Source organism: Ruegeria sp. ABV4_181 (assembly GCF_056158465.1).
Genome location: NZ_JBSWTI010000002.1, coordinates 2,393,299 through 2,405,706, shown reverse-complemented (window position 1 = coordinate 2,405,706; position 12,408 = coordinate 2,393,299). Strand labels below are relative to the sequence as shown.

At 59.0% G+C, this 12,408-nt stretch carries 13 protein-coding genes; 9 read left to right on the top strand and 4 right to left on the bottom strand.

From position 1 onward, the window contains the following. The first annotated feature begins 18 nt into the window (after positions 1-18). From ACXAC3_RS11870 to ACXAC3_RS11835, 8 genes are all read left to right on the top strand, one after another. Positions 19-924 (top strand): DMT family transporter, encoded by a 906-nt coding sequence (locus ACXAC3_RS11870; protein ID WP_475160299.1) that lies wholly within the window; start codon positions 19-21, stop codon positions 922-924. A gap of 121 nt (positions 925-1,045) precedes the next feature. Continuing rightward, positions 1,046-2,170, top strand: a complete 1,125-nt coding sequence (locus ACXAC3_RS11865; protein ID WP_475160297.1) for an OmpP1/FadL family transporter — start codon at positions 1,046-1,048, stop codon at positions 2,168-2,170. 100 nt (positions 2,171-2,270) lie between these two features. Next, positions 2,271-3,167 (top strand): DMT family transporter, encoded by an 897-nt coding sequence (locus tag ACXAC3_RS11860; protein WP_475160294.1) that lies wholly within the window; start codon positions 2,271-2,273, stop codon positions 3,165-3,167. Between the two features lie 49 nt (positions 3,168-3,216). Continuing rightward, positions 3,217-4,089: an ATPase gene (locus ACXAC3_RS11855; protein WP_475160291.1), complete on the top strand. Its 873-nt coding sequence runs from the start codon at positions 3,217-3,219 to the stop codon at positions 4,087-4,089. Between the two features lie 39 nt (positions 4,090-4,128). Further along, the gene (gene metA, locus ACXAC3_RS11850) at positions 4,129-5,046 is read left to right on the top strand and encodes a homoserine O-acetyltransferase MetA (protein ID WP_475160288.1); all 918 of its coding nucleotides are present in this window, start codon (positions 4,129-4,131) and stop codon (positions 5,044-5,046) included. Further along, positions 5,036-5,989 carry an alpha/beta fold hydrolase gene (locus ACXAC3_RS11845; protein WP_475160285.1) on the top strand — a complete coding sequence of 318 codons (954 nt, stop codon included), beginning with the start codon at positions 5,036-5,038 and terminating at the stop codon, positions 5,987-5,989. Before metA ends, ACXAC3_RS11845 begins: the two co-directional genes overlap by 11 nt. 49 nt (positions 5,990-6,038) lie before the next feature. Beyond that, complete coding sequence (gene ppk2, locus ACXAC3_RS11840) at positions 6,039-6,908, top strand: polyphosphate kinase 2 (RefSeq protein WP_475160282.1); 870 nt, start codon at positions 6,039-6,041, stop codon at positions 6,906-6,908. Positions 6,909-7,012: 104 nt separating this feature from the next. Beyond that, positions 7,013-7,627 (top strand): TetR/AcrR family transcriptional regulator, encoded by a 615-nt coding sequence (locus ACXAC3_RS11835; protein ID WP_475160278.1) that lies wholly within the window; start codon positions 7,013-7,015, stop codon positions 7,625-7,627. Positions 7,628-7,634: 7 nt separating this feature from the next. Here ACXAC3_RS11835 and ACXAC3_RS11830 read toward each other — a convergent pair whose 3' ends face one another. The 3 genes from ACXAC3_RS11830 to ACXAC3_RS11820 all read right to left on the bottom strand — a co-directional run bounded on the left by ACXAC3_RS11830 (position 7,635) and on the right by ACXAC3_RS11820 (position 10,031). Further along, the gene (locus ACXAC3_RS11830; RefSeq protein ID WP_475160275.1) at positions 7,635-8,693 is read right to left on the bottom strand and encodes an adenylate/guanylate cyclase domain-containing protein; all 1,059 of its coding nucleotides are present in this window, start codon (positions 8,691-8,693) and stop codon (positions 7,635-7,637) included. Further along, positions 8,690-9,058, bottom strand: coding sequence for a group I truncated hemoglobin (locus ACXAC3_RS11825; protein ID WP_475160271.1), 369 nt, complete (start codon positions 9,056-9,058; stop codon positions 8,690-8,692). Before ACXAC3_RS11825 ends, ACXAC3_RS11830 begins: the two co-directional genes overlap by 4 nt. Positions 9,059-9,188: 130 nt before the next feature. After that, positions 9,189-10,031: a glycosyltransferase family 25 protein gene (locus tag ACXAC3_RS11820; protein ID WP_475160269.1), complete on the bottom strand. Its 843-nt coding sequence runs from the start codon at positions 10,029-10,031 to the stop codon at positions 9,189-9,191. Positions 10,032-10,182: 151 nt separating this feature from the next. Here ACXAC3_RS11820 and speB point away from each other — a divergent pair, with 151 nt between their 5' ends. After that, complete coding sequence (gene speB, locus ACXAC3_RS11815) at positions 10,183-11,157, top strand: agmatinase (RefSeq protein ID WP_475160267.1); 975 nt, start codon at positions 10,183-10,185, stop codon at positions 11,155-11,157. Positions 11,158-11,178: 21 nt separating this feature from the next. Here the strand turns inward: speB and ACXAC3_RS11810 are convergent, their stop codons facing one another. Continuing rightward, positions 11,179-12,399: an aminopeptidase P family protein gene (locus tag ACXAC3_RS11810; RefSeq protein WP_475160264.1), complete on the bottom strand. Its 1,221-nt coding sequence runs from the start codon at positions 12,397-12,399 to the stop codon at positions 11,179-11,181. Positions 12,400-12,408: the final 9 nt, after the last annotated feature.

Sequence of the window (12,408 nt, the reverse complement as noted above, 5' to 3'; positions counted from 1 at the left end):
AAACTCTCAGGCAGGGGCATGGAAACCAGCAAACCGCAAATCGGCAAGGCCGCGCTTTGGATGACGGGGGCGATTGCGTCCTTTTCTTCCATGGCGGTCGCCGGCCGCGAGTTGAGCGCCACGCATGACACGTTCGAGATCATGTTCTTCCGCAGCCTCGTCGGGATCTGTGTGGTCGCACTGGTTCTGACGTGGTCGAAGAAATGGCATCAGGTTTCCACATACAGGCTTGGGTTGCATGGTATCCGCAACCTTTTGCACTTCACCGGCCAGAACCTGTGGTTCTACGCAGTCACGGTTATTCCTCTGGCGCAGGTCTTCGCGCTTGAGTTTACGCAGCCTATCTGGGTGATCCTTTTGTCCCCGCTTTTGTTGCGCGAGCGCCTGACAACGGTGCGTGTGATGTCCGCGCTGATCGGTTTCGCCGGCATCCTCATCGTCGCCCGACCGGGCGCGGTACCGCTGAGCGCCGGAGTGCTGACGGCGGCACTGTCTGCGGTGTTCTTTGCGTTGACAACGATCTCCACCAAAAAGCTCACCCGTTTTGCCAGCATCGGATGCATCATGTTCTGGCTGACGGTCATGCAGGCCGTACTTGGCCTGATCGCCGCGGGCATCGACGGACAGATCGCGATGCCCACGGCCAGCACCGCGCCGTATCTGCTTCTGGTCGGGTTGGCGGGGCTGTTGGCGCACTACTGCATAACCAACGCGCTGGCCATCGCACCGGCAACAGTGGTGGTTCCGTTCGACTTTGCCCGGCTGCCCACCATCGCGATTGTCGGCATGATTCTGTATCACGAACCGCTGGATCACTGGACCCTGCTTGGGGCGGCGGTGATCTTCTCAGGTATCTTTCTGAACGTTCACGCCGAAAATCGTAACAGTTTGGCAACAGTGCTGCACAACACTCGCCAGAAGTAACGCACCGTCACCAGTTGACGGTAGAATGCAGCTTTAGAAAGTATCGAGCACCACACAGCGGGTCAGGCAGCACCGATCGTCAACCGGCACTGACCACCAGGACACCTTAAGGGAGGACATAATGAAAAAAGCGCTTCTTCAGGCGTGCGCAGTTTGCGTTGGAGCGACGGGGGCATATGCAGGCGGCCTCGATCGCAGCGGCCAGGGGATCAACCTGATCTTCGAAGAAAACTCTGTCGTGCAGTTTCGCCTTGGTTACACCAACCCCGACGTATCCGGCACACTCGGCGGAGTTAACTCGGGCAACGTCGCCAATGACTTCTTCACCCCGCATCTGGGTTACAAGACGTCGCTGACCGAGAATCTGGATTTTGCCCTGATCTACGATCAGCCGTTCGGCGCCGACGTCGAATACTCATCGAACTATCCCCTGTCGCAGAACCCGACCGCTCCGTTTGGCGGCCGCACCGACGTTCTGCGCGCCGAAGCAGACACGGACACCATTACCGCTTTGTTCCGCTATAAGTTCGACGGCGGGTTCAGCGCCATCGGTGGTGTGCGGGCTCAGCGCCTGACCGGTAACGTGGCGGTCCCTGCCGCGGCTGGTTATGAGGTCGACATCGACGCGGAAGTCGACTTTGGTTATGTCGTTGGCGTCGCCTGGGAAAAGCCGGAAATTGCGGCCCGGGTTTCGCTGACCTACAACTCGAAGATCACGCATAACCTGTCGCAGACCGAATCCAACAACATCGTTCCGCCGATTCCCGCCGGCGTGTTCACCGCCGACACCGAGACCGAGGTTGTGACACCGCAATCCGTCAACCTGGACTTCCAGACAGGCGTTGCACCGAAGACCCTGTTGTTCGGTTCGATCCGATGGGTGGACTGGCCGCAGTCGGTCTACGCACCGCCGGTTTACGTTGGCATCACCGGCAGCAACCTGCTGGACTATGACGACGATACCTTCACCTACACGCTTGGCATGGGCTACCAGTTCTCCGACGAATTCTCGGGTGCTGTGACCGTCGGCTATGAGACCTCGACCGATGCCACCGTTTCGGACCTCGGCCCGACCGACGGCTTCTGGAGCATCGGCGTAGGCGGAACATACTCGCTTGAAAACGCTCAGATTTCGGGCGGTGTCCGTTACACCGACATCGGCGATGCCACCACCAATCAGGGTGCGGACTTCAGCGGCAACAGCGCCTGGAGTGTTGGTCTTCAGGTCACCTACGCCCTGAACTAATCCAGCCAAAACCACCAATACGGACCCCGCTGATTCAGCGGGGTCTTTTTTTCGCAAGTTTCGGGTCGCCTTGCCGAACTTGTCGGGCGTAATTGGGCACATGGAAACTCAAAGACATCTCTCTCCGCGTGCCTGGTCCGAGCTGTTGCTGCTCGGGCTGATCTGGGGCGCCTCGTTTGTGGCGATTCGGATTGCGCTGGACACGGTTCCGGTCATGACATCCGTGCTGCATCGGGTCTTCTGGGCGATGCTCGCACTGTGGCTGGTTGTGCGGCTCAGGCGTCTGTCAGTGCCGCGCAGCCCCAGAATTTGGGGCGCGTTCCTGGTCATGGGCCTGCTCAACAATGCAATCCCGTTTACACTGATGGCCTGGGGGCAGCTTTACATCGAGACCGGCCTGACCTCGATCCTGAACGCGGCAACAGCGGTGTTCGGCGTGCTGACAGCGGCACTGTTTTTCCGGGACGAACGGCTTACGCGCACGCGGGCGCTGGGTGTGGGACTTGGCTTTCTTGGCGTGACCGTGGCGATCGGTCTACAGAACTTCGCCGGTTTCAGCCTGCAAAGCGTCGCGCAACTGGCGATCATCGCAGGCACGATCTCTTACGCTCTGGCCGGGGCCTGGGCCCGGGTTACGTTGTCCGACCTGCCCCCGATCGTTGCCGCGGCGGGCATGCTGACGGGATCAACGATTTTGATCCTGCCCGTAACCCTGATGGTGGACGGCGTGCCGACACTGGATCTGCCGCTGATAACCTGGAGCGCCATCGCCTATTACGCTTTGATTGCCACGGCCGGTGCCTATTTGCTCTATTACCGGGTGCTGGCGATGGCAGGCGCGGGAAACCTGATGCTTGTGACGCTGATCATTCCGCCTGTTGCCATCGTTCTGGGCGCGGTTCTGCGTGACGAGGCGCTGCCGCCGCAGGCCTATCTGGGATTTGCTATCCTTGCCGCCGGGCTTTTGATCCTCAACCGGTCCCGCACTCATGATTGACGCCGCCCCCTGCCCGTTTTAGCTAGGTCGGAAAAAGGGACAGCGGACGATGATCTACGGCTCGGCAAAAGACTGGCGTGATGCCGCACGCAAGAAAGTGCTGTTTTTCGGCATGTCGGGCTTGGGTAAAACCTTTGTCTCCAATGTCCTGCGGGATTCGGGGGAATGGTTCCACTATTCGATCGATTACCGGATCGGCACCCGGTACATGGGCGAATACATCACCGACAACGCCAAGGCCGAGGCAATGAAAGTGCCGTTTTTGCGCGACATGCTTTTGTCGGATTCGATCTTCATCGGCTCGAACATTTCGTTCGAAAACCTGACCCCGGTGGCGGCTTATCTGGGCAAACCCGGAAATCCTGCGCTGGGGGGACTGGAACTGCCGGAATACCGCCGCCGGCAAGAGCAATTCCGTCAGGCTGAAATTCACGCCCTTCTGGACACTGAATACTTCATCGACCGGGCGCAGCGGCTTTACCATTACCCGCATTTCATCTGCGACACCGGCGGGTCGATCTGTGAATGGGTGGACCCCAGCGATCCGGCCGATCACCTTTTGTCGGAACTGTCCCGCCAGACCCTGATGATCTGGATCCAGGGGGACGAGGATCACACCGCCGAGCTGATAAGGCGCTTTGACAAGGCACCAAAGCCGATGTCCTACCAGCCCGAGTTTCTGACCCGCGTCTGGAATGATTACCTGTCGCAAAACGGGTGCCGGGCCGAGGATGTCGATCCCGATGCCTTTATCCGCTGGACATACGCACAGGCCCTTGCCCACCGTCAGCCGCGCTATCAGGCGATGTCTGCCAACTGGGGTGTTTCTGTCACCGCGGACGACATGCACAAGGTCCGCGACGCCGCCGATTTCGATGAGTTGATCGAACGCACCCTTGAGACCCGCGCGAACCGCGCTTAATTACCGCATCTACACTGTTTCTCCAAAGGCTTGCACCTGATGCCGATCAAGATTCCTTCCGACCTTCCTGCATTTGACGTTCTCACCCAAGAGGGCGTCATGGTCATGGCCGAGGATCAGGCGATGCGTCAGGACATCCGCCCCCTGCGGATCGGGTTGCTGAACCTGATGCCCAAGAAAATCCAGACCGAGAACCAGTTTGCCCGCCTGATCGGTGCGACCCCGCTGCAGATCGATCTGTCGCTGATCCGCATGACCGAACACCGGACCAAGAACACCGCCGCCGAACATATGGCCGAGTTCTACCGCCCCTTTCAGGAGGTAAAGGACGAACGGTTTGACGGCCTTATCATCACCGGCGCTCCGATCGAGCATCTGGAATTCGACGACGTCACCTATTGGGACGAAATGGCCGAAGTGTTTGACTGGACCCAGACCAACGTGCATTCGACCTTCGGTGTCTGCTGGGGCGGGATGGCGATGATCAACCATTTCCACGGTGTCCGCAAACACATGCTGGACGCCAAGGCGTTTGGCTGCTTTCGTCACCGCAATCTGGCCCCGGCCTCGCCGTTCCTGCGCGGGTTCTCTGACGACTGCGTGATCCCCGTCAGCCGCTGGACCGAGATGAAACAGCATGAAATCGACGGTGCGCCCGGTCTGGACACGCTTTTGGGCAGTGACGAAGTCGGGCCCTGTCTGGTGGAAGACCGCGCGCACCGCGCGATCTATATCTTCAACCACTTCGAATATGACAGCGATACGCTGAAACAGGAATATGATCGCGATGTCGCCAATGGCACGCCCATCAACGTGCCGATGAACTACTACCCTGACGACGATCCGGCTCAGCCGCCACAGAACCGTTGGCGCAGCCATGCGCATTTGCTGTATGGCAACTGGATCAACGAGATCTACCAATCCACCCCGTTCGATCTGGAAAAAATTGGCGACTAAGGCGTTCATAACCTTCGGCCTGTTCCTTGTGGCCATGACGGTCGTCACCACATGGCGCGCCGCACGGAACGAGGCCCGCGCCGAAGCCGCCTTTCCGCCCGAAGGTCAGATCGTCATGGTCGATGGCATCGCTGTACACGCGGTGACCATGGGCCAGGGTCCGGATGTGGTTTTGATCCACGGGTCCAGCGGCAATACCCGCGACATGACCTTTGCACTCGCCCCGATATTGGCGGAACACTTCCGGGTCATCGTGTTTGACCGCCCCGGTCTGGGTTACAGCGCCAGCTTTAACCCGGAAGGTGAGACAATCGAAGAACAGGCCGCAATACTGCAAAAGGCCGCCGCGCAGCTGGGCGCGGATAAACCCATCGTCGCCGGACAAAGCTATGGCGGCTCGGTATCGCTTGCCTGGGCGGTGACCCGGCCCGACAATATCTCGGCGCTGGTTCTGATCGCCCCCGCCGCAATCCCGTGGGAGACACCCCTGGACGGGTTCAACCAACTGGCATCCACCCCGGCGGGTAGCGCGCTGGCCCTGCCGCTGATCAGTGCGTTTGTGCCGCAATGGTATGTCGAAAAAGCGCTGGATCAGGTCTTTGCTCCGCAATCCGCGCCCGAAGGGTACGCCGAACATTTTGGCCCGGGCCTGACGATGCGACGGGCCTCGATGCACGCAAACGCCAAGCAGCGCGCCAACCTTCTTGACGAAGTCCGGTCGCTACAACCAAGGTACAGCGAAATTTCCGTACCGACCGAGATCGTACACGGAACGGCCGATACGACAGTAGGTCTGGGCTGGCATTCCGAGCGTCTGATCGAACAGATCCCCGGTGCCGAACTGATCGAACTGCCCGGCATCGGACACATGCCCCAGGTTGTCGCCGCCCCCGAAGTCGCCGCCGCGATAGACCGTGCTGCGCAACGCGCGGGTTTGCGTTAAGCCCACAGCTAATCCATAGTAGGATATGGATTTTATGCTGAGGTAGGCCATGGCCCGTTCCGAAAGAGGTTCCATTGAAAAGTACTTTCGACATGACGCGCCCAAAGAGGTGCGGAAGGCAATCGAATCCGCGGAAAAAGGCGACATCCTGAACCCCACCTACCCGTATTCCGAACGCATGAAGCGCAAGGACTACGAGAAGGAAATGGAAGAGCTGCAGATCGAACTGGTCAAGATGCAATCCTGGATCAAGGAAACGGATCATCGGGTTGCGCTTATTTTTGAAGGTCGCGATGCAGCCGGAAAAGGCGGCACAATCAAGCGGTTCCGCGAGAATCTGAACCCACGCGGCGCGCGGAACGTTGCGCTCAGCAAGCCTTCGGACATGGAACGCAGCCAGTGGTATTTTCAGCGATACATCCAGCACTTGCCGTCTGCCGGAGAGATCGTGTTCTTTGACCGCAGCTGGTACAACCGGGGCGTGGTCGAGAATGTTTTCGGGTTCTGCACCAATGAAGAGCGCGAGCGTTTCTTCCGTCAGGTTCTGCCGCTGGAAACAGGTCTGGTCAATGACGGGATTTCGCTGTTCAAGTTCTGGCTGAACGTCGGACGCGCCGAACAGCTGAGCCGGTTTCTGGCCCGCGAAACGGACCCGCTGAAGCAATGGAAGCTCAGCCCGATCGACGTTGCGGGATTGAACAAATGGAAGGAATACAGCCAGTCCATTTCCGAAACCCTGACGCGCAGCCATTCGGAAAACTGCCCCTGGACGATCATTCGGTCGGACGACAAGAAAAGGGCGCGGCTGGCGGCCATTCGTACCGTTCTGCACGCCCTGCCCTATGACGAAAAGGACAAGGACGCCATCGGTCCCAACGATCCCAAGATTTGCGGCGGGCCGGAAATCTGGGACGCGTGATGGATTTTGCGGGGCATCCGGTGTGACCGGGGTTGGACGTGGATGCGCTCAGGGGCTATGTCCTGGATTCCAGAGGCTTAAACAAAAAGGTGCCTGATACAGGGATGACAAAACGCGGGTATCACCACGGGAACCTGAAGCAGGCTTTGATCGAGGCCGCCCTGTCCCTGATCGAAGAAAAGGGTCCGACCGGCTTTACCTTGTCCGAGGCCGCAAAAACCGCAGGTGTGACGCCCGCCGCCGTCTACAGGCATTTTCACGGACGCGAAGACCTGATTGCCGAAGCCGCCCGGCAAGGGTTCGAGATGTTCGCCGACCTTATGCAATACGCTTATGACAAGGGTCAGCCATCCGCTCTGGCCGCGTTCGAGGCGACCGGACGCGCCTATCTGGCGTTTGCGCGCAAGCACCCCGGCCACTACATCGCCATGTTCGAAAGCGGGATTTCGGTCAACCGGACGCCGGAGTTGTCGATGGCTGCAAACCGCGCCAAAAGCGTGCTGGAAAAAGCGGCGGCCGATCTCTCTCAGCACATCCCGCCGGATAAACGACCGCCGGCGTCGATGTTCAGCGCCCATATCTGGGCCATGAGCCATGGCGTCGTGGAGCTCTATGCGCGCAACACCGGTGCCAGTTCACCGTTTCCGCCCGAAGACCTGCTGGAAAGCGGCATTGGCATCTATTTACGCGGTCTGGGGTTGGTGCCGCAGGATGAATAGGTTTTCGTCAGAACTTAACCCGGGGCTGCGGCGCGCTGAGGCCCGAAGTGACATTGATCAGTTCCATCTCGCCCATCCCCTTGATGTCCACACGTCCAATGTCTGCGACCTGAAATTCGTCGATCAGAGCGTATTTCATCTCCTCCGGCGCAACGATATTCATAGGGTTTGCAAAGACTTGCAGGCGGGAGGCAATGTTCACCGCAGGGCCGAACACATCGTAGACGTATTTCTGAATACCCACGACCGAACCCACTGCGGCACCCATGCCAAGGCCGATGCGGGCCTGCCATTTATGCGGATGACTTTCATTGCGCCGTTCCAGGTATCGCAGGAACCTGACCGCGCAATGCGCCACTGCGGTCGCGTGGTCCGGCGTTGGATCGGGCATTCCCGAAACCGCCAGATAGGCGTCGCCGATTGTCTTGATCCGCTCGCACCCGAACTGCTCGACGATCCGGTCGAACGCCGTGAAGATGTCGTTCAGCTCGCTCAGCGTTACGGTCGGGTCCGTCTTGGCGGCAAAATCGGTGAAGCCGACGAAATCCAGCATGACCACCGAGACCTGATCGTAAAGCTGCGGCGTTACCACGCCGAAGCTCTTGAACTCTTCGTAGACCGCGCGCGGCATCAGGTTCAGCAGCAACCGTTCGACGCGCTCCTTCTCACGCTCCAATTCCCGGGTGTTGCGCTCGACCATGGTCGAATAGCTGTCGATCATGCTTTCAAGTTCGCGAATACGGGTGATGTTCTGGCATTCGACAACCAGCACCTGTTCGGTCAATCCGTTCGCCAGCGAAACCGCCGTCGCGAAGATCAGCGTTCTACGTTTGGGTTTGATCTGCAACTCGACCGAATAGCGCAGACCGGACTGTTTCACGTCATCCAGTTCACGTTGATCAAGAGACGGTATGAGGTCCAGCAAGGTCTGTTCTTGCGTCGGTTCGCCGAACCACTCGGCGAACGGACCATTGTGGAACACAAAGGTGAGATCCGAGGCACGCACCACCGCCACGCCGACACCAATCGCGCGCAGAAGCTGCTCGTTGATGGCCAGAATGCTCATGCGGCGTCACGCGCGACAATGATGGCGCGTTTGGATTCGATGGCTTGCAGCGCGATCTTGATGTGGCTGTCCTCCATCCCATGCATCGCCAGCGCCTCGCCGAAAAGCTCGGCCATCTCATCAAAATCCGCATGAGTAATGTTGAGGTGCCGGTGCACGGCCTCAATTCTTTCATCGCTGAAGGATGCAGGGCCACCGACCAGAGAGGATACGAATTTCGTTTGATGATCTATGAGGCGCGGCATGTCGATATCTTCGAAATGACCGCCGATCTGTTCGGAATCCAGGGCCATTTCATAGAATGTCATCACAATCCGGCTGATTGTCTTAAACCCGCCATATCGTTCATAAATTGTCTGACCCACACCACACACCCAAGCGCTAACAACAAACAACACTGCAAGACTATATCAAATCGATAGTTTTGTTAACGCTTATAAGGGGCAAGCGCCAACCAGCCCTGACAGGGTGTGGTATTCAGACGCTCGGACGGGGCTAAACGCTCAGATCATCCGTACAGGGAATAAAGCCGACATACCCGCCCTGCGCCAACAACCGCGCCTGTCCACCGCGTCGCCAGTACAACTTGCGGCGGGTGGCCTGCACTTCCCGTCTGATGCGGAACCAAAGCGGGCCCTTGTCCAGACAGCTGTTGGTTTTCTTGTCCTGCGAGCGTTCGCTGACCTTGACGGTTTCTAATGTCTGATCCTGCTGTTTCGACCAGATCATCTGCACCCCGACGGCCGGGAAGCACTGGTACATGCGCCAGTCTGGACGTGGGATCGAGACGAAGTCGTCAAGGTGGTCCGAGTATTGTTCGGACCACGACAACAATTTGCGGCATGCCCTCTGCGACAGGACATAAGCCGCCGCGCTTGGAGCCATTTCCAGCATCGGTCGAACCGGAACGCCGCCAATCTCGGTTTCGGGACCGAACCGCAGGGCACGGGGCGAATAGTCGAGCTTGACGAAATCGAAACCCGCAGCGCAGCCCAGCAGTGCCGCAATGACCTCACCGCCCCGGGCCGACATTTCGACGTCATCCTCGAAAACAGCCACCGCCTTGTGGCCGCGGTCGATCGCCGTCTGCCAGACGGCGCGGTGGCTTTCGAAACAGGCGATTTCGCTTTGCTTCAGCCCCCACCTGCTGCCGGTTCCGGGAACATAACCGTTGCCGTCCAAAGCGTCGGGTTGCTGCGCGTCGGTCGCGCTGAACCGCTGAGCACCGGACAGTCCTGCATGGGCGAACTGGCTTTCCATGAATGCCTTTCGCTCGGGCACCCGGTCCAGATTGATATAGTAGACACCCGTTCCTGATGGCAGCTCGTGACGTCCCAAGGCAATTCCTTTCCAACGCTTGCGTCAGATACACGCCGCTGAACCGGACAATCAACCCCACGCAACGACACCTGATGTCGCTGCGCGAACTGTTCAGGTGCGCGTATCCTGCCTAAGCTGCCCGGGAAGAACAAGAAACAGGAATCACGCAATGTCATCTCATGGGTATTCGAGCGGTCGCCTGAACCTGCCGTTCGTGGGCATTTCGACCTTTGGCAAATCGCCCTATGTCGAAGATTGGGACCAGATCGATGCAGACGTGGCCGTCATGGGAGCGCCTTTTGATTTCGGAACCCAGTGGCGGTCCGGTGCGCGGTTCGGACCGCGCGCCGTGCGTGAGGCTTCGACCCTGTTTAGTTTTGGGCATGCCGGTGCCTACGACCATGAGGATGACGCGACCTATCTGGATGCCTCTGTGCGCATGGTGGATATTGGCGACGCCGACATCATTCACACCAAAACGGATGAAAGTCACGCCAACATTCAGTTGGGTGTCGAAAGAATGCTTGAGGCAGGCGCCCTGCCCGTCACGATCGGTGGCGACCACTCGGTCAATATCCCATGCATCAACGCGTTCGAACGCGACTGCGCGCAAAACGGTCCGATCCACGTAGTACAGATCGACGCGCATCTGGATTTCGTGGACGAGCGGCACGGCGTTACAGCAGGCCACGGCAACCCGATGCGCCGGGCGATCGAAAAGCCTTATGTTTCCGGCATGACCCAACTGGGCATTCGCAACGTGTCTTCTACCGCCAGGGAAGGATATGACGACGCCCGTGCGCGTGGATCAGATATCCTGTCCGTTCGGCAGGTGCGCCAACTGGGCACCGAAGGCGTTTTGGAGAGAATACCGGGAGGTGCGCGGTACTACGTGACGATAGACATCGACGCTTTCTGCCCCTCTATCGCGTCAGGCACAGGAACGCCCAGTCACGGCGGGTTCCTTTATTACGACGTGCTGGAGATTTTGCAGGGGCTGGCAAAGCGCGGCGATGTCGTGGGCATCGACCTTGTCGAAGTCGCCCCGAATTACGACCCCACCGAAAGCACCCAGATTCTGGCAGCTCAGGTGCTGTTGAACTTCATCGGGTTCATCTTTCATGAAAAAGGCAGGAAGGGTTGATCGCCCTTCCCGCCGATCCGATCAGGCGCTGATCGTGTTGTGCTCGGGCCCGTAGGGGAAGCCGGTGATGTTCTCGGCACCGGAGTCCTCAACAACCAGAATGTCATGCTCGCGATATCCGCCCGCACCTTTCTGGCCTTCGGGGATCCAAAGCATCGGTTCGATGGACACGACCATGCCGGGTTCAAGGACTGTGTCGATGTCTTCGCGCAGTTCCAGCCCGGCTTCGCGCCCGTAGTAGTGGCTGAGAATGCCAAAGGAATGGCCATAGCCGAACGAACGGTATTGCAGCAGCCCTTCATCAGCGAAGAACCGGTTGATCTCATCACAGATGCCGGAACAGGTTGCGCCGGGTTTGATCAGGCTCAGTCCCAGCTCGTGCGCGGCAACGTTGGCCTTCCAGATGCGCAGGCTTTCCGCATCGGGTTCGCCCAGAAACAGGGTACGTTCCAGCGCGGTATAATAGCCTGAGATCATCGGAAACGTGTTCAGCGACAGGATATCGCCCTTTTGCAGCGCGCGCTTGGTGACCGGGTTATGCGCGCCGTCGGTATTGAGGCCCGACTGGAACCAGACCCAGGTGTCGCGGTACTCGGCCTCCGGATAGGCGCGTGCGATCTCGGCCTCCATCGCGTCGCGGCCTGCCATGGCAATCTCGATCTCGGTCGCGCCCTCGCGGATCGCTGCGTGAATGGCGGTGCCACCGACATCCGCAGTGCGTGCGCCGCCCTTGATCAACGCGATCTCTTCGGCCGATTTGACCATGCGTGCGGCCATTGTATCCGGTGCGATATCCACCAGTTCCGGACTGCCCAGCATATCCAGCGCCGTGTCGCGCATCGCCAGCGTCATGTGATCGCCTTCAATCCCGATCCGTCCGACGGAACCGATCAGGCTGGCCACCGCGCGCCAGTAGTTGTTTCGCTGCCAATCGGTGTAGATCACGTTCTCGTCGACCGAGCGCCGCCAGGGTTGACCGGCATCGATATTCGCCGAAACCGTCGTGCACGCATCCTGAGTCACAACGCAGCCATAGGGTCGGCCAAAGGCGCAATACAAAAAGCCCGAGTAGTAGGCGATGTTGTGCATCGACGTCAGCAGAACCGCAGGGATATCACGCGCGGCCATCGTCGCGCGCAGGCTGGTCAGGCGCCGTGCGTATTCTGCCTTGCTGAAGGGCAACGGCGCTTTGTCACCGTTATGGCTGGTGAAAAACTCGGGGCGATTTTGCAGGTCTTTCATTTGGTCTCT